The organism is Kitasatospora sp. NPDC004745 (genome assembly GCF_042873275.1).
Classification (GTDB): Bacteria; Actinomycetota; Actinomycetes; order Streptomycetales; family Streptomycetaceae; genus Kitasatospora.
Window position 1 is genome coordinate 195,629 of sequence record NZ_JBIALK010000012.1, and the last position, 22,012, is coordinate 217,640.

Here is a 22,012-nt window from a genome sequence, read left to right on the forward strand (position 1 = left end):
GGGGGCTCCCCCGGCGCCGGGGGGGGTGTCCAATCTGGGGCGACCGGCCGACCGCCGGCCCCCCCACTTATTTTTTTTAACCCCCGCCGGGGGGGGGGGGGGGCCCCCCCCCCCGCCCCCCCGCCCCTCCGGGTGACCGCCCGTCAGGCGGCGACCAGCACCTCCGCCGGCTCCAGCGCCAGCTCCAGCACCTCGCGCACGTCCGCCACCGGGTGGACGGTGAGCCGCTCCAGCACCTCGGCCGGGACGTCGTCCAGGTCGGCCTCGTTGCGCTTGGGGATGATCACCGTGGTGACCCCGGCCCGGTCGGCGGCGAGCAGCTTCTGCTTCACCCCGCCGATCGGCAGCACCCGGCCGGTCAGCGACACCTCGCCGGTCATCGCCACGTCGGTGCGCACCCGGCGCCCCGACAGCAGCGAGGCCAGCGCCGTGGTCATGGTGATGCCGGCGCTCGGCCCGTCCTTGGGGACGGCCCCGGCCGGGACGTGCAGGTGCACGCCGCGGTCCCGCAGCGAGGTGACCGGCAGCTCCAGCTCGGCGCCGCGCGAGCGCAGGAAGGAGAGCGCGATGTGCGCGGACTCCTTCATCACGTCGCCCAGCTGCCCGGTGAGGGTGAGGCCCGTCCCGCCGGTCTCGGAGTCGGCGAGCGAGGCCTCGATGTAGAGGACGTCGCCGCCCGCGCCGGTCACCGCGAGGCCGGTGGCCACCCCGGGCACGGCGGTGCGCCGCTCGGCCGGCTCCTGCGCGGCCTCCGGCACGTGGTGCGGGCGGCCGATCAGGGCGCGCAGGTCGTCCGCGCCGATGGTGACGGGCAGCTCGCGCTCGCCGAGCTCGGCCTGCGCGGCGATCCTGCGCAGCACCCGGGCGATCGAACGCTCCAGGGTCCGCACCCCGGCCTCCCGCGTGTACTCACCGGCCAGCCGGCGCAGCGCCGGCTCGTCGACGGAGACCAGGCCGTCGCCCAGTCCGGCCTTCTCCAGCTGGCGCGGGAGCAGGTGGTCGCGGGCGATGAGGACCTTCTCGTCCTCGGTGTAGCCGTCCAGCCGGACGAGCTCCATCCGGTCGAGCAGCGGCTCGGGGATGGCCTCCAGCACGTTGGCGGTGGCGAGGAAGACCACGTCGGAGAGGTCGAGCTCGACCTCCAGGTAGTGGTCCCGGAAGGTGTGGTTCTGCGCCGGGTCCAGCACCTCCAGCAGGGCGGCGGCCGGGTCCCCGCGGTAGTCGGAGCCGACCTTGTCGATCTCGTCGAGCAGGACGACCGGGTTCATCGAGCCGGCCTCCTTGATCGCCCGCACCAGCCGGCCGGGCTGCGCGCCGACGTAGGTGCGCCGGTGGCCGCGGATCTCGGCCTCGTCCCGGACGCCGCCGAGGGCGACCCGGACGAAGCTGCGGCCCATGGCGCGGGCCACCGACTCGCCGAGCGAGGTCTTGCCCACCCCGGGCGGGCCGACCAGCGCCAGCACCGCTCCGCCGCGCCGCCCGCCGACGAGTCCGAGCCCCTGGTCGGCGCGGCGCTTGCGCACCGCGAGGTACTCGACGATGCGGTCCTTCACGTCCGCCAGGCCCGCGTGGTCGGCGTCCAGCACCGCGCGGGCGCCGGCGATGTCGTAGGTGTCCTCGCTGCGCTCGTTCCAGGGCAGTTCCAGGACGGTGTCCAGCCAGGTGCGGATCCAGGAGCCCTCGGGCGACTGGTCGGAGGCGCGTTCGAGCTTGTCCACCTCCTTGAGCGCGGCCTCGCGGACCTTCTCGGGCAGGTCGGCGGCCTCGACCCGGGCCCGGTAGTCGCCCTCCTCGTCGGCCGGGTCGCCGTTCAGCTCGGCCAGTTCCTTGCGGACGGCCTCCAGCTGGCGGCGGAGCAGGAACTCCTTCTGCTGCTTGGCCACGCCCTCCTCGACGTCCTTGCGGATGGTGTCGTTGACCTCCTCCTCGGCGAGGTGGTCGCGCAGCAGGGTCAGCGCGTACTCCAGGCGGGCGACCTGGTCGGCCTCCAGCAGCACCTTGAGCTTCTGCTCGGCGGTGACGAAGGACGCGTAGCCGATGTTGTCGGCGAGCTCGCCGACGCCCTCGATCTGCGCCACCCGGTCGACGATCTGCCAGGCGCCGCGCCGGCGCAGCCACTGGGTGGACAGCGCCTTGTACTCCTTGACCAGCTCGGCGGCCCGGCCGGCGACCGGGGTGCCCACCGAGGACTCCCGGAACGGCGTGGTCTCCACCCAGAGGGCGGCGCCGGGGCCGGTGGTGCCGACCCCGATCCGGACCCGGCGCACGGCGCGGACCAGCGCGGCCGGATCGCCGTCGGCCAGCCGGCCGACCTGTTCCACGGTGGCCAGCGTGCCGACCGCCGCGTACGAGCCGTCCACCCGCGGGACGAGCAGGACCTGCGGCTTGCCGGCGCCGGTGGCCGCGGCGCGGGCGGCCTCGACGGCGGCGCGCACCTCGGTGTCCTTCAGGTCCAGCGGGACGACCATGCCCGGCAGGACGACCTCGTCGTCGAGCGGCAGCACGGGCAGGGTGAGCGGTGTGGACGTCGATGCCATGATCTCTCCCCAGTCAGTGAAGTTGAGCCGACCTGACTAAGGCTCGGCGGACGCCGGATGTTCCCGGCGTCTTGTTCGCCATGAGCGAACACCATGGGGCCGCGCGGGGTCCGTCAAAACCCGTCCGGAAGATGCACCCGAAGGTGTCAGCGGGCGTCCAGGACCCGGGCGCCACCCGTCGCGGGCGCACCGCCGGCCACCGCCTCGGCCCGGCGCGGGGCCGGCCCGGGCCGGCTCGCCCGGACGCGCCGCGCCCAGCGCCACAGCGCCACGCCGGTCAGCACCGCCGCCGGGTGGCCCACCGCGGTGACCACGTCCCGCTCGGTGAGGATCTGCTCGGCGATCAGCAGCCCGGCGCCGCCGAGCGCGACCACCCGCCCGCGCAGCGGCAGCAGCCCGGCCACCGCGCCCAGGCAGGCGAGCACGCCGTAGCTGACGCCGATGTCCAGGTAGTCCAGCGCCCCGGGCTCCATCCGCCCCGTCTCCACCGCCGCGATCACCACGCCCTGGGAGAGCAGGGTGGCGACGACGTGGCCGGTCGCGAACACCGCGGCCGCGCGGGCGGGGCCGATCCGCCGCTCCAGCGGCGCGAGGGTGACGGCGAATCCCCACAGGTAGGGCATCCACACGTCACCGGCCACCCAGAAACCACTCAGCAGCAGAGCGCGCAGGGGATGCTGCAGGAGGTTGTGGCCGTCGGAGCTGGAAGCCTCCTGCAACCGCTGCACGAGTTCCGGATCGGCGAGCTTGGCGAACGTGGTGGTGGCACCGACCACGGCGAGGTAGCCGAGGGTGAAAGGGGTGCGCCGGGGCGTCGGCACCAGGGCGAGCAGCCGGTCGACGGCGCTCGCGCGCAGGCCGAACCGGAGCATCCCGTACGGCGCGCCCGTCGGCGGCGGCCCGACCCGTCCGGCCCCGCGCCGCACTCCAGCCATGACGCCTCCCGCTCCACACCCGCAGCCACCGGCCCGTCACAGGTGCCCAACGTACCGGCGCGCGCGGTGAATCCCGCCCGGCAGGGTGTTGTCGTGGCCACGTTACGTCGGGGTCCTGAGAGGCAGCTGGGAATTGTCCGTGAAGACCATCGGTAAACCGGCCGACCGGATTTCCCGGCATTGGTCCAGACCTACTTCCGATTAACGCGTCAGTAGGCCCTCTGACCGGCGACTTGGCGTCAACTCGACTGCATACGTACCGTTACGCAGTGAAAATTCGGCGGGTAAGGTATCGGCCCGTGCCCACTCGTGCAGTGGGTTCAGAGGGCGGCGGACAGCCGGCCCACGGGCCGGAAACGTCCGGTCCGCCTGCCGGGAAGCACCCACTGTCCGTACGCTGCGAGGTGCGCGGGAGCGGGTGGGTGGCCTACAGTCCGTCCTCCGATCCGAGCGCGACGGGACGGCGGACCCGGCACAGTCCACGACGGAACAAGACTACGAGCGGAGCCCCGCCATCCCCACAGGTGGCCGGCCCGCAGCCCTGGGGGCGGTGGCGTGACCGTGACAGAACTTCAGCAGGACCACAACAACAGCGGCGGCACGGTGAGCAGCCAGCGCAGAGTGCTGGTGGTGGAGGACGAGCCCACGATCGCGGAGTCGATCGCGGCCCGCTTGGGCGCGGAGGGCTTCAAGGTCGCCGTGGCCCACGACGGACCGGGAGCGGTCGACGGCTTCCACACCTGGCAGCCCGACCTGGTCGTCCTCGACATCATGCTGCCCGGATTCGACGGCCTCGAGGTGTGCCGCCGGATCCAGGCGCAGCGCCCGGTGCCGGTGCTGATGCTGACCGCGCGCGACGACGAGACGGACCTGCTGGTCGGCCTCGGCGTGGGCGCGGACGACTACATGACGAAACCCTTCTCGATGCGCGAACTGGCCGCCCGGGTCAACGTGCTGCTGCGCCGCGTCGAGCGCGCCCAGCAGGCCGCCCGCACGCCCGCGCTCGGCTCGCTGCGCTTCGGCGAGCTGGAGATCGACCACGTGCAGCGCCGGGTCCGGCTGGCCTCGGGGGACGTCCACCTGACGCCCACCGAGTTCGACCTGCTCGCCTGCCTGGCCGCCCAGCCGCGCGCGGTGCTGACCCGCGAGCAGTTGCTGGCCGAGGTCTGGGACTGGACCGACGCGTCCGGCACCCGCACCGTGGACAGCCACGTGAAGGCCCTGCGCCGGAAGATCGGCGCGAGCTGGATCCGCACCGTCCACGGCGTCGGGTACGCGCTGGAGGCCCCGCTCTCCTAGCGGCGCCTCGGGCGACGGGCCTCCGGGGGGCCCGTGTCCCGGACCGCCGCGCAGGCACGCGCGGGACGTACGCGGGGATCACAGGAAAAACCAATGACCTTTCCGCAGCAACGCAACAACGGGGACACCGACGGCACGCGGCCACAGACGCTGGCCGTCCGCGCCGCCCGCCGGGTCTGGGCCGACATCCGGCCGCTCGACCCGGTCCGCTCGATCAAGGGCAAACTCGCCCTGCTGGTGATCGTCTCCGTCTTCCTGGCCACCGGCATGGTGGTCGTGGCGATCCGGTCCGAGACCCAGATCCGGATCATCATGGTCTTCTCCATGATCGCCTCGCTGCTCTTCATGCAGTTCCTCGCGCACGGGCTGACCGCCCCCCTGCGCGAGATGACGGCCGCCGCCCGCGCGATGGCCTCCGGCGACTACAGCCGCCGGGTCGAGGTCAACTCGCGCGACGAGATCGGCGAGCTGGCGGCCGCCTTCAACCAGATGGCGGCCGACCTGGGCGCCGCCGACCGGCACCGTCGCGAGCTGGTCGCCAACGTCTCGCACGAGCTGCGCACGCCGATCGCCGCGTTGCGCGCCGTGCTGGAGAACGTGGTGGACGGCGTCGTCCAGCCCAATCCGGCGACCCTCGGGGCCGCCCTGGAGCAGACCGAGCGGCTCGGCCGCCTGGTCACCCATCTGCTGGACCTCTCCAAGATCGACGACGGCGTGGTCGACCTGGACGCCCGCCCCTTCGAGGTGCGCGAGTTCCTGGACGGCGTGCTGCGCGGGGTCACCGTGGACGGCGCGACGGCCGGCGGGGCGTTCTCCCGGCGCGGCGACGTCCGACTGGCCCTGGAGGTCAGCCCGACCGGCCTGACCGGCGTGGCGGACCCGGAACGGCTCCACCAGGTGGTCGCCAACCTGGTCGACAACGCCTGCAAGCACTCCCCGCCCGGCGGCACCGTCACGGTGCGCGCGCGGCCCGACGGCGAGCCCGGCGGCCTGCTGCTGGAGGTCGAGGACGAGGGCCCGGGCATCCCGCCGGCCGACCGCAGCCGGGTGTTCGAGCGGTTCAGCCGCAGCGGCACCGCGACCGCCCAGGGGCCCGGTTCGGACGGCGGCACCGGCCTCGGGCTGGCCATCGCCCGGTGGGCGGTGGACCTGCACGGCGGGCGGATCGCGGTCGCCGAGTCGCCGCGCGGCTGCCGGATCGAGGTCCGGCTGCCGGGGCAGCGCTGAGCCGGGCCGCTCCGTCGGATCCTCCAGCGCCCCGACGGGGGCCGTTGTGTCACAGAAGCGACACAGACGTACACGAAGATCGTTCGATGATCCGAACAGGGGTTTGTCCGGTTTCGTCCGGGTATGACTCCCGCACGGGGCAGTCAGTTCCCCTCAGATATGGCTTTCTAACGCACATTTTCAGCCAATCTGCAGGTCAGGACTGTGATCTGGGCGACGCCTGAGCCCCGGGGACTGCGCGATCACCGGTCAGGGGCGTAGCCTTAATCCCCGCTGTCCAAACATCCCAAAAGGAAGCGGAAGAGGGCGGTTGCCGCCGTGTCGCCACAGTCCCCTGAAACCCCCAATAGCTCGGCAAGCTCCACTGGCTTCGGCCCCAATGAGTGGCTCGTCGATGAGATCTACCAGCAGTACCTCCAGGACCCGAACTCGGTCGACCGAGCCTGGTGGGACTTTTTCGCCGACTACAAGCCCGGTACCGAGGTGACCCCAGTGACCCAGGCCGCGACCCAGGCCGGCCCCACGCCGACCCCTGCCGCTGCCCCCGCGCCCGCTGCTGCCGCACCGGCCGCACCCGCCGCCGCTCCGGCCGCGCCGGCCCCGGCCCCCGTGCCGCTCGCCGCGGCCCCCGCCGCGCCGCCGGCCCCCAAGGCCGCCCCGGCCGCGCCCGCCGCGGCCGCGCCGGCCGGCCCCGAGCTCGTCCAGCTGCGCGGCCCGGCGAAGGCCGTCGCCACCAACATGGACGCCTCGCTGGAGGTGCCGACCGCGACCTCGGTCCGCGCGGTGCCCGCGAAGCTGTTGATCGACAACCGCATCGTCATCAACAACCACCTGCAGCGCGCCCGCGGCGGCAAGGTCTCCTTCACCCACCTGATCGGCTACGCCCTGGTCCAGGCCATCAAGGCCAGCCCGGGGATGAACCACAGCTACAAGGTGGAGGACGGCAAGGCCTACCTGGTCAAGCCCGAGCACATCAACCTCGGCCTGGCCATCGACCTGGTCAAGCCGAACGGCGACCGCCAGCTCGTCGTCGCGGCCATCAAGAAGGCCGAAACCCTCGACTTCTTCGGCTTCTGGCAGGCCTACGAGGACATCGTCCGCCGGGCCCGCGCCAACAAGCTGACCATGGACGACTTCACCGGCGTCACGGTCTCGCTGACCAACCCCGGCGGCATCGGCACCGTGCACTCCGTGCCGCGCCTGATGCAGAACCAGGGCACCATCGTCGGCGTCGGCGCCATGGAGTACCCGGCCGAGTTCCAGGGCTCCGCCCCGGAGACCCTGGCCCGCCTCGGCGTCTCCAAGATCATGACGCTGACCTCGACCTACGACCACCGCGTCATCCAGGGTGCGGCGTCCGGCGAGTTCCTGCGCGAGATCCACCGCCTGCTGCTCGGCGAGAACGGCTTCTACGACGAGATCTTCGAGTCGCTGCGGATCCCGTACGAGCCCGTCCGCTGGGCCACCGACGTCGCCACCACCCACGACGACGAGGTCAACAAGACCGCGCGCGTCATGGAGCTGATCCACTCCTACCGGGTCCGCGGCCACCTCATGGCCGACACCGACCCGCTGGAGTACAAGCAGCGCAAGCACCCCGACCTGGACGTCGTCCAGCACGGCCTCACCCTGTGGGACCTGGAGCGCGAGTTCGCGGTCGGCGGCTTCGGCGGCCAGAAGATGATGAAGCTCCGCGACATCCTCGGCCTGCTGCGCAACACCTACTGCCGCACGGTCGGCATCGAGTACATGCACATCCAGGACCCGAAGCAGCGCAAGTGGCTGCAGGACCGCCTGGAGAAGCCGTACGCCAAGCCCGAGCGCGAGGAGCAGCTGCGGATCCTCCGCCGCCTGAACTCCGCCGAGGCCTTCGAGACCTTCCTGCAGACGAAGTACGTCGGGCAGAAGCGCTTCTCCCTGGAGGGCGGTGAGTCGCTGATCGCGCTGCTGGACGCGACCATCGACTCCGCCGCCGAGCACCGCCTCGACGAGGCCGTCATCGGCATGGCCCACCGCGGCCGCCTCAACGTGCTGGCCAACATCGTCGGCAAGCCGTACGGCAAGATCTTCGGCGAGTTCGAGGGCAACCTCGACCCGAAGTCGATGCACGGCTCCGGCGACGTCAAGTACCACCTGGGCGCCGAGGGCACCTTCACCGGCCTGGACGGCGAGACCATCAAGGTCTCGCTCGCCGCGAACCCCTCCCACCTGGAGGCCGTGGACCCGGTCGTCGAGGGCATCGCCCGCGCCAAGCAGGACATCCTGGACCAGGGCGGCACCACCTTCCCGGTGCTGCCGATCCAGATCCACGGCGACGCGGCCTTCGCCGGCCAGGGCGTCGTCGCGGAGACCCTGAACATGTCGCAGCTGCGCGGCTACCGCACCGGCGGCACCGTGCACGTCGTGGTGAACAACCAGGTCGGCTTCACCGCCGCCCCGGCGTCCTCGCGCTCCTCGATGTACTGCACCGACGTGGCCCGCATGATCGAGGCCCCGATCTTCCACGTGAACGGCGACGACCCGGAGGCCGTGGTCCGCGTCGCGCGGCTCGCCTTCGAGTTCCGCCAGGAGTTCCACAAGGACGTGGTGATCGACCTCATCTGCTACCGCCGCCGCGGTCACAACGAGGCCGACAACCCGTCGTTCACCCAGCCGCTGATGTACGACCTGATCGACAAGAAGCGCTCGGTGCGCAAGCTGTACACCGAGGGCCTGATCGGTCGCGGCGACATCACCATGGAAGAGGCGGAGCAGGCGCTCCAGGACTTCCAGGGCCAGCTGGAGAAGGTCTTCGCCGAGGTCCGCGACGCGGCCCAGGCGCCGGCCGGCACCACCAACGGCAAGCCCGTCGCCGACTTCCCGGTCACCATCCAGACCGGCATCTCCCAGGAGATGGTCAAGCGGATCGCCGCCTCCCAGGTCAACCTGCCGGACTGGCTGACCGTCCACCCGCGCCTGCTGCCGCAGCTGCAGCGCCGCGCCAGCTCGGTCGAGGACAACACCATCGACTGGGCGACGGGCGAGACCCTCGCCATCGGCTCGCTGCTCATGGAGGGCCACCCGGTCCGCCTGGCCGGCCAGGACAGCCGCCGCGGCACCTTCGGCCAGCGGCACGCCGTCCTGATCGACCGCAAGACCGGCGAGGACTACACCCCGCTGCAGTACCTCACCGAGGACCAGGCCCGCTACACCGTCTACGACAGCCTGCTGTCGGAGTACGCGGCCATGGGCTTCGAGTACGGCTACTCGCTGACCCGCCCGAACGCGCTGGTCATGTGGGAGGCGCAGTTCGGCGACTTCGTCAACGGCGCGCAGACCATGGTGGACGAGTACATCGCCTCCGCCGAGCAGAAGTGGGGCCAGCACTCCGGCGTCACCCTGCTGCTGCCGCACGGCTACGAGGGCCAGGGCCCGGACCACTCGTCCGCCCGCCCGGAGCGCTTCCTGCAGCTGTGCGCGCAGAACAACATGACGGTCGCCATGCCGACCCTGCCGTCGAACTACTTCCACCTGCTGCGCTGGCAGGCGCACAACCCGCACCACAAGCCGCTGGTCGTCTTCACCCCGAAGTCGATGCTGCGTCTCAAGGCCGCGGCGAGTGCCACCGAGGAGTTCCTGTCCGGCTCGTTCCGCCCGGTCATCGGCGACACCACCGTCGACCCGGCGCAGGTCCGCAAGGTCGTCATCACGGCCGGCAAGTTCTACTACGACCTGGAGGCGGCCCGCACCGAGCGCGGCGTCACCGACACCGCGATCGTCCGGGTCGAGCGGCTCTACCCGCTGCCGGTGGCCGAGCTCCAGGAGGAGCTGGCCCGCTACGGCGACGACGTCCAGTTCGTCTGGGCGCAGGAGGAGCCGGACAACCAGGGTGCCTGGCCGTTCATCGCGATGAACCTGGTCGACCACCTGCAGGTCGTCATCGGCCGCAGCGCCGGCGGCTCCCGCCTGCGCCGCGTCGCCCGCACGACGGCCTCGTCCCCGGCGGTCGGCTCGGCCAAGCGGCACGCCGCCGAGCAGCAGGCCCTGATCGAAGAGGTCTACTCGCTCTGAGCGACCGGTCGAGGCCCTGACGCCTGACGCCCGCGGCCCCCGCCCTCCCCACCGGAGGACGGGGGCCGCGGGCGTTCCCGGCTGCCCCGGGTTCACGGTGGTGCCATGTCAAGGTCGCAGCTCTGCAACCAATCCGGGGCCTCGCTGCACGCCCACCTGACGGATCGATAGGTTATGCCTCGCCGGTCCGCCGCCCGGGCGCCCGTCCGCGCCCCCGGCACCGGCCGTACGACCTCACCGCACTCCCAGGGGGATCACCACATGACCGCCGACACGCCGCGGGACGCCAGCAAGCTCCCGCCGGTCTTCCAGCCCCTCCTCCCCGACGACCCCCGGGAGGTCGGCGGCTACCGGCTGTTCGCCCGGCTCGGCGCCGGCGGCATGGGCCGGGTCTACCTGTCCTACACGCCGGGCGGGCGCCCGGTCGCGCTCAAGGTGGTCCGCCCGGAGTTCGCCGAGGACGGCGAGTTCCGCCGCCGCTTCGCGCAGGAGGTCAGCAACGCGCAGCGGATCCACGGCCTCTACACCGCGCAGGTGATCGACTCCGGCGGGCTGGACTCGGACGCCCCCTGGCTGGTCACCGCCTACGTCCCGGGCCCGTCCCTGCAGCAGGTGGTCCGGGAGAACGGCGCGCTGCCGGTCCGCACCGTGCTGCTGCTGATGGGCGGCATCGCCGAGGCGCTGCAGGCGATCCACAGCGTCGAGGTGGTCCACCGCGACCTCAAGCCCGCCAACGTGCTGGTCGCCGGCGACGGCCCGCGGGTGATCGACTTCGGCATCGCCCGGGCCGCCGACGCCACCGCGCTGACCGGTACCGGCTACCGGATCGGCTCCCCCGCCTTCATGTCCCCCGAGCAGGCCCAGGGCCGCGCGGTGACCCCCGCCACCGACGTCTTCGCGCTCGGCGCGCTGGCCGCGTACGTGGCCGGCGGCACCGCGCCCTTCGGCGACGGCCCGGACACCGCGGTGCTCTACCGGGTGGTGCACGAGGAGGCCGACCTGTCGGGCGTCCCGGCGGACCTGCGCGAGCTGGTCCAGCGCTGCCTGGCGAAGTCCCCGGAGGACCGCCCGACGCCCGCCGAGATCATCCAGGTTGCCCGCAACCACCCGGAGGTCGGCGGCCAGCTCCGGTTCGGCGACGACTGGCTGCCTCGGCAGGTCAACACCGAGATCACCCGCCGCTCGGACCTCCCGAAGACCCCGCCCACCCCGCTGCCGGCCGCGCCCGCCACCCCGCCGCCCGCACCGGCCGCGGCGCCCACCGCGCCCCCGCCGCCGCTCGGCGCGCCGACCCACCCGGCGACCGCGCTCACCCTGACCCCGCCGCCCTCGCCGCAGCAGCCGGCCGGCCCCCCGCCGGGCTTCGCGCCGCCCCCGCTCGGGGCTTACGGCGCCCCGCAGCAGCCCACCGAGACGCCGACCGCCCCGGTGCTGTCCGCGCCGCCCACCGTGCAGCTGCGCCAGGAGCCCGCGGGCCACGACACCCCGCCGCCCGCGCCCGCCTTCACGGACCCGCCGGCCGCCGAGCCGGAGCCCGCACCCCGGCGCAAGGGCGGGGTGTCCTGGAAGGTGCTGCTCACCGTCGCCCTGGTGATGGCGGTCGGCGGCACGGCGGGCGGCGTGGTGCTGATGAAGAAGCTGGACGACGGCAAGAAGAAGGACTCCGCCGCGACCGCCTCCCAGCAGCCCCCGGCCCAGCCCGCTCCCCAGCCGGCCACCACCGGCGGCACCTCCCCGAGCGCCGCCGCGGGCACCGGGTCGAGCACCGGGTCGGGCGCCACCGCCTCCAGCGCGCCGGTGACGGCCGCCCCCTCGAAGTCCGCCCAGGGCACCGTCTCGGCCCCGGCCCGGCCGGCCGGCTACACCCCGATGCTCGACAAGAAGTCGCTGGCCATCCCCGGCGCCGACTACTCCTCCGACGCCTACCGGATCGACCTGGACTCGGGCACCGTGGTGCCGCGCTCCAACGACCTGAAGTGGGGGCTCGGGGTCACCAACGTCGGCGGCGGCAGCAGCAAGGCCAACGCCTTCACCAGCTACGGCGACAACCGTTCGGACTTCGCGGTGATCACCGAGTCCTCGGTGACCGCCGAGCAGTGCGCCGCCGCGATCGACTCCCGGCCGGACACCGACCTCTCCTACAACCGGGTCGCCCCCGGCCGCCTGCTCTGCGTCCGCGACCGGGTCACCCGGAACATCGCCGTCGCCGCGATCGAGACCGCGGACCCGACCACCGGAGCCGCCAAGCTCACCGTCAGCACCTGGCGGGCCAGCTGACCCGGACTATCCTGACCGGGTCAATCCCCATCTGACCGGAGCGAACCGTGTACTTCACCGACCGCGGCATCGAGGAGCTGCAGAACCGGCGCGGCGACGAGGAGGTCACCTTCGAGTGGCTGGCCGAGCGCCTGCGCGAGTTCGTCGACCTCAACCCGGACTTCGAGATCCCGGTCGAGCGGCTGGCCACCTGGCTGGCCCGGCTCGACGACGAGGACGACGACTGACCGGCTGACGCGACGACCCGGTGGCCGGAGCCGAGAGGCCCGGGAGGCAACCGCCTCCCGGGCCTCCGGCGTTCCCGCCCGGGGTCCGCCCGGCGGCTCCCTGCCGGCGGCTCCCGGGCCGCGGGCCCTAGGGGGCGGCTCCGGGTCGTCTCGGGGGCGGGACCGGGGTCGGACGCCCTTGACTTCCCCGCAACGCGATATATCGTCTTTAGAAGAGAACGCGATACATCGCGATCCACGACGGGAGGCGGCAGAGATGAGCCAGTGGACGGTCGACGGACCCGAGAGGATCACCCTCGACGAGGCGGTCCGCGCGCTGCACGTGCGGATCATCGACGGCACGGTGAACGTGGTGGCCGCCGAGGGCCCGGCCCGCCTGGAGGTCACCGAGCTCCAGGGCGAGCCGCTGCACGTGACGCTGGTGGACGGCGTCCTCACCGTCACCTACCAGGACATCAACAGCTGGAGCGAGTTCGGCGAGCGGCTGAAGAGCGTCGACGCGGTCAAGGGCCTCTTCAGCTCCTTCAAGCGCAAGCGGATCGCCGGCGTCACCCTCACCGTGCCGGCCGAGGCCGAGGTCAAGGTCGGCACCGTCTCGGCCGGCGTCACCGTCTCCGGGATCACCGGGCACGTCTCGGTGCAGAGCGCCAGCGGCGACACCACCCTCGCCGGGCTGACCGGCCGCACCGACGCCAACACCGTCACCGGCGACGTGGACGCCCAGTCGGTGGCCGGCCAGCTCAAGGTCAACACCGTCTCCGGGCGGCTCACCGTCGTCGCCGGCACCGCCGAGCGGGTGCAGGCCAACTCGGTCACCGGCGCCGTCACCCTGGACCTGGACGTCGCCAACCCGGCCGACGTCAAGGTCACCACCGTCTCCGGCCCGGTCGCGATCCGGATCCCCTCGCTGGCCGACGCCAAGGTCGAGGCCGGCTCCACCAGCGGCGACCTCTCCAGCACCTTCGACGGCCTCAAGGTGAGCAGCACCTGGGGCGCCAAGCGGCTGTCCGGCCAGCTCGGCGACGGCCGCGGCAGCCTCGCCGTCACCACCGTCTCCGGTGCCGTCACCGTGCTGCGCCGCCCCGACCCGGAGGACGACGCGCCGGCCGTCACCAAGGAGCTCCCGGCCGGCCCCGGCAAGCCCGACCTCACCAAGGAGGCCTGAGATGACCCCCGTGTTCGGCCACGGCCGGCTCCGGTTGTACCTGCTGAAGCTGCTGGACGAGGCGCCCCGGCACGGCTACGAGGTGATCCGCCTGCTGGAGGAGCGCTTCCAGGGCCTGTACGCCCCCTCCGCCGGGACGGTCTACCCGCGGCTCGCCAAGCTGGAGCAGGAGGGCCTGGTCGCCCACAGCACCGAGGGCGGCCGCAAGGTCTACCGGCTGAGCGACGCGGGACGCGCCGAGCTGGAGGCCCGCCAGGGCGAGCTGGACGAACTGGAGCTGGAGATCCGCGACTCGGTGGCCCAGCTCGCCGCCGGCGCGATCCGCGAGGACGTCCGGGACAGCGCCAAGGACCTGCGCGAGGAGCTCTGGCAGGCCGCCAAGCAGGCGCCCCGGCCGGACCGCTCCGAGAAGACCGACGGCGGGGACCCGTGGGCCGGGCCCTGGGGCGACAACGAGGCCTGGCAGCGCGCCAAGGAGGAGTTCGCCCAGTTCAAGCGGCAGGCCAAGGACCAGGCCAAGCGCGCCCGGGAGCAGGAGAAGGCCGCCAAGGCCAAGGCGAAGGCCGCGGAGGCGGAGGCCCGCCGGCTGCGCGAGCAGTCCAAGGCCGCCCGGACGGCCGCGCAGCAGGAGGCGCTGCGGATCAAGCGCCGGGTCGAGCAGCAGGTGCGCGAGCACGCCGCCAAGGGCGACTGGCCCACCGGCCTGGCCGAGGGCCTGTCCGAGCTGACCAAGGGCCTGTCCGGGCTGGCCGACGCGGCCCGCTGGGGCCACCCGGTCGACGAGCCGGCCGAGCGGGTCACCGTCACCCGGATCGACCTGGACGAGGACGCCGCTCCGACCGCCCCCGAGGACCTGCCGTCCTGGGCGCGCACCGACCCGGCCGGCGACCCGGCCCGCGAGCTGGAGCGACTGCTCGACCGCTTCCGCGACCAGGTCCGCGACGCGGCCCGGGACGGCGGCGTGGACGGCGACGCGCTGGCCGAGGCGAGCTCGGTGCTGGGCACGGCCGGCGAGCGGCTGAAGCGGCTGCTCGGCTGAGCCGGCCGCCCGGCCGCCGCGGACGGACCCGGGCCCGGCCCCTCTTCCCGAGGGCGCCGGGCCGGGCCGTGTCCGGGCCACCGGGACGCCGGTGGGCCGGTGGGCCGGGCAGTCAGGGCGTCAGGGCGTCAGGGCGTCAGGGCGTCAGGGCGTCAGGGCGTCAGGGCGTCAGGGCGTCAGCACGATCTTGCCGAAGACGTCGCCCTTGGCGAGCCGCGCGAAGCCGTCCCGGGCGTCGGCCAGCGGCAGCACCGAGTCGATCACCGGCCGGACGCCGGTGGTGGCGCAGAGCGAGAGCAGCCCGGCCAGCTCCTCCTTGGTGCCCATCGTCGAGCCGACCACCTTGAGCTCCAGGAAGAAGATCCGGTTCAGCTCGGTGGCGCTCGGGTTGGCGCCGGAGGTGGCACCCGAGATGACGATGGTGCCGCCCGGCCGCAGCGACTTCACCGAGTGCGACCAGGTCGCCGCGCCGACCGTCTCCATCACCGCGTCCACCCGCTCGGGCAGCCGGGCGCCGCTCTCGAAGGCGGCGTCGGCCCCGAGCTCCACGGCGCGCCCGCGCTTGGCCTCGTCCCGGCCGGTGACCCAGACCCGCAGCCCCGCGGCCTTGCCGAGGGCGATCAGCGCGGTCGAGACCCCGCCGCCGGCGCCCTGCACCAGGACGGTGTCGCCCGGGCGGACCCCGGCGTTGGTGAACAGCATGCGGTACGCCGTCAGCCAGGCGGTGGGCAGGCAGGCGGCCTGCTCGAAGGTCAGCCCGGCGGGCTTGGGCAGCAGGTTCCAGGTGGGGACGGCCACCTTCTGGGCGAAGGTGCCCTGGTAGCGCTCGGTCAGGATGGACCGGGGCTCGTCGGGGCCCACCCCGTGGCCGGACTGGCCGATCACCGAGTGCAGGACCACCTCGTTGCCGTGCTCGTCGACGCCGGCGGCGTCGCACCCGAGGATCATCGGCAGCTTCTCGGCGGGCAGGCCGACGCCGCGCAGCGACCACAGGTCGTGGTGGTTCAGGCTGGCGGCCCTGACCGTGACCACGCTCCAGCCGGGGCGGGCCTGCGGCTCGGGGAGTTCGCCCAACTCCAGTCCGCTCAGCGGGTCGGCGGCGTCGATACGTGCGGCGTAGGCAGCAAACATGTCCCGGACGATAGCGGCGACGGCCGGGGCCGGGAACCACGCACGGGTGTGACGCGCGTCCCGGCTTCGGCGGCCCCGCCCGAAGAGGCGGGGGAGCGCTCCCGGCGGACCGGTGCGCTCCCCCGGCCGCGTCAGATCCGGGCCACGCCCTCGGCGCGGGCGGCCTCGGCGACGGCCTTGGTGACCGCCGGGGCGACCCGCTCGTCGAACGGCGACGGGATGACCTTCTGCGGGGTCAGCTCGTCGGCGACGACACCGGCCAGCGCCTTGGCGGCGGCCAGCTTCATGCCCTCGGTGATCCGGCTGGCCCGCACCTGCAGGGCGCCGGCGAAGATGCCGGGGAAGGCCAGCACGTTGTTGATCTGGTTCGGGAAGTCGCTGCGCCCGGTGGCGACGACCGCCGCGTACTTGTGGGCCACCTCGGGGTGGATCTCCGGGTTGGGGTTGGCCATCGCGAAGACGAACGCGCCCTCGGCCATGGTCGCGACGACCTCCTCCGGCACGGTGCCGCCGGAGACGCCGATGAACACGTCGGCGCCGGCCAGCGCGTCGGCCAGCGAGCCCTTCTGCCCGGTGCGGTTGGTCTGCTCGGCGATCTCGGCCTTGACGTCGGTGAGGTCGCCGCGGCCCTCGTACACCACGCCCTTGCGGTCGCAGACCGCGACGTCGCCGATGCCGGCCGCGACCAGCATCTTGGCGATCGCGATGCCGGCCGCACCGGCGCCGGAGATGACGGCCCGCAGCGAGCCGATCTCGCGGCCGGTCACCTTGGCCGCGTTCCACAGGGCGGCGGTGGTGACGATCGCGGTGCCGTGCTGGTCGTCGTGGAAGATCGGGATGTCCAGGGCGTCCTGGAGGCGGCGCTCGATCTCGAAGCAGCGGGGGGCGGAGATGTCCTCCAGGTTGACGCCGCCGAAGGAGGGCGCCAGCCGGACCACGGTCTCGACGATCTCGTCGACCTCGGTGCAGGCGAGCGCGATCGGCACCGCGTCCACGCCGCCGAACTGCTTGAACAGGATGGCCTTGCCCTCCATCACGGGCAGGGAGGCCTCCGGGCCGATGTCGCCCAGACCCAGCACCGCGGTGCCGTCGGTGACCACGGCGACGGTGTTGGACTTCCAGGTGTAGTCGTTGACCAGCTCCGGCTGCTCGGCGATGGCCGTGCAGACGCGGGCGACACCGGGGGTGTAGGCGAGGGACAGGTCGTCCGCGTCGCGCACCGGGACGGTCGCCCGGATCTCCATCTTGCCGCCGCGGTGGAGCGCGAAGACCGCGTCGACCGGATCGTCGGTGTCCTGGGTGCTGCTGCTGATGATCTCCGCTGCCACGATGACCTCTTCGTCATTGTTCTGGCGAGGGTGCGCGGCCGACGGGCGGGACGACCCCTCCGGAAACCGGAAACCGGGTACGCCGAAGCGGACCCGGGGGGTGGGTCGGGGCGCTGCGTCGGGCGGCGCCCTCGGATGAGGGTTTATGGGTCTTGTCTGTCCGCGTTGTGCTTGCGGCCGAGCGTAGGTCGGACAAAGGCATCGCACCTATGCCTTTTCGTCCTCGTCACGTGCAGTTCATCGCCGAGCTGTCGCGTCACAGGGGCCCGGCGTCGGAAGCGACGGGCTCCGGCGGCGGCAACGGCGATGGCGCACGCGCACCCGCAGGAGTGAACGCAGACGCGAAGGGGAGCCGGTGTCCCGGATACGGAGCCACGTCGTGACTTCCGTTCCCGGACACCCCGAGCCTGTCGGGACTCGGCGGTCTGGTTCGAGCGTTCGGGGGTCACCCGGTACCGAATTCTGACACACCCGCCGCCGGGCCCGGCAGGGCGGGATGGCAGGATCGCTTGTCCGCCATTTCGCGTACACCCACGAGTCACCGTGGCGGCCGCACGTCACTCCCACAGGAGCCCCCTCATGCACCACCTCCCCCTCCCCCGCCGCCGCCAGGTCGCCGCCTGCGTCGCACTGGCCACCGCCGGAGCCCTGCTGCTGACCGGCTGCGACGACGGCGGGCAGGCCGCCGCGGCGAGCGATCCGGTCCAGGACATCCGCGGCAAGCTGCCGAAGGCGCAGCGCTCCGCCGGGGTGCTGCGGATCGGCATGGACGTCAACTACGCCCCGGTCGAGTTCCGCGGCTCGGACGGCAAGCCGGACGGCCTCGACCCGGACATAGCCAACGCGCTCGGCAAGATCCTGGACGTGCGGATCGAGATCGTCGACACCCCGTTCGACAAGCTGGTGCCCGGACTGCAGGCCAAGCAGTTCGACATGGCGATGTCCGCGATCAGCGACATCCGCAAGCGCCGCGAGGGCCTGGACGACAACGGCAAGCAGGTCAACCCCGGCGTCGACTTCGTGGACTACTTCATCGCGGGCACCTCGATCATCGTCCCGAAGGGCAACCCGAAGGGGATCCGGAACCTGGACGACCTGTGCGGCCGGACGGTCGCGCTGCAGCAGGGCACCACGCAGGACGAGATCATCACCCGCCAGGTGGCCGTCTGCGCCCGGACCGGGCGCCAGCTCACCACCCGCAAGTTCGACAGCGACGCCAAGGCGCTGGCCGAGGTGGCCTCCGGCGCGGCCGCGGCCGGCGTGAACGACTTCCCGGTGGCGGCCTACGCGGCGAAGACCACCGACGGCGGCAACCGCTTCGAGGTGACCGGCGGGCAGTCCACCTCCAACCCGTACGGGATCGCGCTGCGCAAGGACGACACCGCGCTGCGGGACGTGATGGCCAAGGCCGTCGACCAGCTGATCCGCAGCGGCGACTACGACAAGATCCTCGGGAAGTGGAACGTCAGCGCCGGTGCGGCGCAGAACGCGGTGGTCAACGGCGGCATCTGAGCCTCGGGCGGCGGGCCTCCGGGCCAGAAGCAGGGGGATCTGCATACTTATACGCAGGGTGACAGGGGCCCGGAATCGGTCCGAATAGCGGACGGTGTGAGCCCTCGTTATCCGATTTTGATCTGAATGAGGGCCACCTGACCGTCCTCAGATGGCAGGATTCCCCCCATCTCGGATCGAGCCGGCCACTGGTCGAGGCGGTTCGGTCAACGTCCACCTCGGCGGAGGGTGGCGGATGCAGTTCTTCGTACCACCCCGGGCGGTACCCCCCGCCCGGGCACTGCACGACCCGGCCCTGCACGTACGACGACGTACAGCGACATACACCCGTACAGCGCCGTACGGCCTGCTGCCCAGGTGTGCCGCCCCAGCGGCGCGCTCCGCCCGACCTCTCCCTCAGGAGGAGATCCCCCTCATGACCGCCCGTACCCAGCGCACCCGGCTCCTCGCCGCCGGCGCGGTTGCCGCCACCGTCTCCCTCGTCCTGACCGGCTGCGGCAGCAGCGGCTCGTCCTCCTCGGCCGGCAGCAGCGGCGCCAACGCGTCCGCCTCGGTCAAGGCGGTCACCGCCGACCCCACCCTGGTCTCCCAGCTGCCGGCCGACGTGAAGTCCTCGGGCAAGATCGTCGTCGCGGCCGACGCCTCCTACGCGCCCAACGAGTTCCAGGACGCCTCGGGCAAGGTCATCGGCATGGACGTCGACCTGGCCAACGCCATCGGCCAGAAGCTCGGTCTCCAGGTCGAGGTCCAGAACTCCCCGTTCACCGCGATCATCCCGGGCATCCAGGCCAACAAGTTCCAGCTGGGCATGAGCTCCTTCACGGACAACAAGGACCGTGAGGCCACCGTCGACATGGTGACCTACTTCTCGGCGGGCACCAGCGCGGCGGTCAAGAAGGGCAACCCGGACAAGATCGACGCCAACGACCTCTGCGGCAAGAAGGTCGCCGTCCAGACCGGCACCACCCAGGCCGACCAGATCAAGGACGTCATCAACCCGGCGTGCGTCAAGGCCGGCAAGCCCCCGGTGCCCAACGACGGCGACAAGTTCGACCTGCAGACCGACGTGACCCAGGCCGTGGTCTCCGGCCGCGACCAGGTCATGCTGGCCGACTCCCCGGTCGTCGACTACGCCATCAAGCAGACCAACGGCCAGCTGGAGCAGCTCGGCACCGTCGAGGGCAAGGCCCCGTACGGCATCGTCCTGACCAAGGGCTCCGCGCTCGCCAAGCCCGTCCAGGGCGCCGTCCAGTCGCTGATGGACGACGGCACCTACAAGCAGATCCTCGAGAAGTGGGGCGTCCAGGCGGGCGCGATCACCCAGTCCCAGATCAACGGCGCCACCAGCTGACCCTCCGCCAGTTCCCCACCCCCCTGAGGCCACTGTGAACCATTCCGATCAGGGGACGGCGCACCCGGGACGGCCCGAAACCTTCAAGGCCGTCCCGGTCCGCCACCCCGGCCGGTGGGCCGGAGCCGTCGTCGTCGCGGTCCTCGCGGCCATGATGCTCCACGCCCTGATCTTCAATCCCGCCTTCCAGTGGGACGTCGTCAACACCTACCTCTTCGACTCCAGCATCCTGCACGGCCTGGGCGTCACCCTCGAACTGACCGCGCTGTCCATGGTGATGGGCGTCGCCGGCGGCATCATCCTCGCGGTGATGCGACTGTCGCCGAACCCCCTGCTGTCCGGCACCGCGTGGTTCTACATCTGGGTCTTCCGCGGCACCCCCGTCCTGGTCCAGCTGGTCTTCTGGAACTTCATGGGCGCGCTCTGGCCCAAGCTGTCGATCGGCATCCCGTTCGGCCCGGAGTTCTGGTCCGAGTCGACCAACACGCTGATCCCGGTCTTCACCGCGGCGCTGCTCGGCCTGGGCCTCAACGAGGCCGCGTACATGGCGGAGATCGTCCGCGGCGGCATCCAGTCGGTGGACGAGGGGCAGACCGAGGCGGCCCACGCGCTCGGCATGAGCCGGTTCGCGACCATGCGCCGGATCGTCCTGCCGCAGGCCATGCGGGTGATCATCCCGCCGACCGGCAACGAGACCATCTCGATGCTCAAGACCACCTCGCTGGTCAGCGTCATCGCGCTGGAGGAGCTGTTCCGGGCCGGGCAGAACATCTACTCGCGCACCTTCCAGACCATCCCGCTGCTGATCACCGTCAGCCTCTGGTACCTCTTCCTGACCTCCGTGCTGACCGTCGGGCAGTACTACGTCGAGCGGTACTACGCTCGGGGTACCAGCAGGACGCTGCCGCCGACCCCGCTCCAGCGCGTGCGCGGCCTCTTCCGTGGCAAGCCCGCGCCGAAGACCGAGCACGACGTCGTCCCGGGGCTCGAGGGAGGTGGTCACGCATGACCGATCTGACCAAGCAGCCGCAGGACGCCGCACCGGGCGAGCCGATGGTCAAGGCCGAGGGCGTGCGCAAGTCGTACGGCCTGGTCGAGGTGCTCAAGGGCATCGACCTGGAGGTCAAGCCCCGCGAGGTGTTCTGCCTCATCGGCCCGTCGGGCTCCGGCAAGTCGACCTTCCTCCGGTGCATCAACCACCTGGAGAAGATCAACGGCGGACTGCTGTCCGTCGACGGCGAGCTGGTCGGCTACCGGCGCAAGGGCGACAAGCTCTACGAGCTCAAGGACCGCGAGGTCGCGCTCAAGCGGCGCGACATCGGCATGGTGTTCCAGCGCTTCAACCTGTTCCCGCACATGACCGCCATAGAGAACGTCATCGAGGCGCCGGTCCAGGTGAAGGGCGAGTCCAAGGCCGACGCCCGCGAGCGCGGGATGGCCCTGCTGGAGCGGGTCGGCCTGTCCGACAAGGCGAAGAACTACCCGTCGCAGCTCTCCGGCGGCCAGCAGCAGCGCGTGGCGATCGCCCGCGCACTGGCCATGAAGCCGAAGCTGATGCTCTTCGACGAGCCCACCTCCGCGCTCGACCCGGAGCTGGTCGGCGAGGTGCTGGACGTCATGCGCGGGCTGGCCGAGGAGGGGATGACGATGATCGTCGTCACCCACGAGATGGGCTTCGCCCGCGAGGTCGGCGACGCGCTGGTGTTCATGGACGGCGGCGTCGTCGTCGAGTCCGGGACCCCCCGCGACGTGCTCACCGACCCGCAGCACGAACGCACCAGGGCCTTCCTCTCCAAGGTCCTGTAGATCCCTACCGTCGGGGGGGGGGGGGGGGCGGCGGGGGGGGGGCGCCCGGGGGGGCCCCCCCGGGGGGGGGGGGGGCGGGCGGGGGGGCCCCCCCCCCCCTAGGACAGACAACCGCCGGGCGGGGGCGG

General features: G+C 72.4%; 15 protein-coding genes. 11 read left to right on the top strand and 4 right to left on the bottom strand.

The window, feature by feature from the left end:
- Positions 1-143: 143 nt before the first annotated feature.
- Positions 144-2,537, bottom strand: a complete 2,394-nt coding sequence (lon, locus tag ACFYUY_RS21030; protein WP_387902314.1) for an endopeptidase La — start codon at positions 2,535-2,537, stop codon at positions 144-146.
- A 146-nt stretch (positions 2,538-2,683) separates the two neighbouring features.
- Positions 2,684-3,472: a rhomboid-like protein gene (locus ACFYUY_RS21035; protein WP_387902317.1), complete on the bottom strand. Its 789-nt coding sequence runs from the start codon at positions 3,470-3,472 to the stop codon at positions 2,684-2,686.
- A gap of 561 nt (positions 3,473-4,033) precedes the next feature.
- On the opposite strand from ACFYUY_RS21035, the gene ACFYUY_RS21040 reads away from it, so the two are divergent.
- From ACFYUY_RS21040 to ACFYUY_RS21070, 7 genes are all read left to right on the top strand, one after another.
- On the top strand, positions 4,034-4,771 hold the full coding sequence (locus tag ACFYUY_RS21040) for a response regulator transcription factor (protein WP_360204484.1): 738 nt from the start codon (positions 4,034-4,036) through the stop codon (positions 4,769-4,771).
- Positions 4,772-4,864: 93 nt separating this feature from the next.
- The gene (locus ACFYUY_RS21045; protein WP_360204482.1) at positions 4,865-5,998 is read left to right on the top strand and encodes a HAMP domain-containing sensor histidine kinase; all 1,134 of its coding nucleotides are present in this window, start codon (positions 4,865-4,867) and stop codon (positions 5,996-5,998) included.
- A 318-nt stretch (positions 5,999-6,316) separates the two neighbouring features.
- Complete coding sequence (locus ACFYUY_RS21050) at positions 6,317-10,048, top strand: multifunctional oxoglutarate decarboxylase/oxoglutarate dehydrogenase thiamine pyrophosphate-binding subunit/dihydrolipoyllysine-residue succinyltransferase subunit (protein WP_387902319.1); 3,732 nt, start codon at positions 6,317-6,319, stop codon at positions 10,046-10,048.
- Between the two features lie 261 nt (positions 10,049-10,309).
- On the top strand, positions 10,310-12,325 hold the full coding sequence (locus ACFYUY_RS21055) for a serine/threonine-protein kinase (RefSeq protein WP_360204477.1): 2,016 nt from the start codon (positions 10,310-10,312) through the stop codon (positions 12,323-12,325).
- Between the two features lie 47 nt (positions 12,326-12,372).
- A complete protein-coding gene (locus ACFYUY_RS21060; protein ID WP_360204474.1) occupies positions 12,373-12,552 on the top strand; it encodes a DUF6104 family protein in 180 nt (59 codons plus the stop codon).
- A 256-nt stretch (positions 12,553-12,808) separates the two neighbouring features.
- A complete protein-coding gene (locus ACFYUY_RS21065) occupies positions 12,809-13,717 on the top strand; it encodes a DUF4097 family beta strand repeat-containing protein (protein WP_360204472.1) in 909 nt (302 codons plus the stop codon).
- A gap of 1 nt (position 13,718) precedes the next feature.
- Complete coding sequence (locus ACFYUY_RS21070; protein ID WP_387902323.1) at positions 13,719-14,756, top strand: helix-turn-helix transcriptional regulator; 1,038 nt, start codon at positions 13,719-13,721, stop codon at positions 14,754-14,756.
- Positions 14,757-14,924: 168 nt separating this feature from the next.
- Here the strand turns inward: ACFYUY_RS21070 and ACFYUY_RS21075 are convergent, their stop codons facing one another.
- Positions 14,925-15,887 carry a zinc-binding dehydrogenase gene (locus ACFYUY_RS21075; protein ID WP_387902326.1) on the bottom strand — a complete coding sequence of 321 codons (963 nt, stop codon included), beginning with the start codon at positions 15,885-15,887 and terminating at the stop codon, positions 14,925-14,927.
- A gap of 131 nt (positions 15,888-16,018) precedes the next feature.
- Positions 16,019-17,215, bottom strand: coding sequence for an NADP-dependent malic enzyme (locus tag ACFYUY_RS21080; RefSeq protein ID WP_360204464.1), 1,197 nt, complete (start codon positions 17,213-17,215; stop codon positions 16,019-16,021).
- Between the two features lie 579 nt (positions 17,216-17,794).
- Here ACFYUY_RS21080 and ACFYUY_RS21085 point away from each other — a divergent pair.
- The 4 genes from ACFYUY_RS21085 to ACFYUY_RS21100 all read left to right on the top strand — a co-directional run bounded on the left by ACFYUY_RS21085 (position 17,795) and on the right by ACFYUY_RS21100 (position 21,884).
- Entirely contained in the window at positions 17,795-18,727 is a 933-nt protein-coding gene (locus ACFYUY_RS21085) for an ABC transporter substrate-binding protein (RefSeq protein ID WP_360204461.1), read from the top strand.
- Positions 18,728-19,142: 415 nt separating this feature from the next.
- Entirely contained in the window at positions 19,143-20,078 is a 936-nt protein-coding gene (locus ACFYUY_RS21090; RefSeq protein ID WP_360204457.1) for an ABC transporter substrate-binding protein, read from the top strand.
- Positions 20,079-20,112: 34 nt separating this feature from the next.
- Positions 20,113-21,087, top strand: a complete 975-nt coding sequence (locus ACFYUY_RS21095) for an amino acid ABC transporter permease (protein ID WP_360204454.1) — start codon at positions 20,113-20,115, stop codon at positions 21,085-21,087.
- A gap of 44 nt (positions 21,088-21,131) precedes the next feature.
- Positions 21,132-21,884, top strand: coding sequence for an amino acid ABC transporter ATP-binding protein (locus ACFYUY_RS21100; RefSeq protein WP_360204856.1), 753 nt, complete (start codon positions 21,132-21,134; stop codon positions 21,882-21,884).
- Positions 21,885-22,012 lie beyond the last annotated feature (128 nt).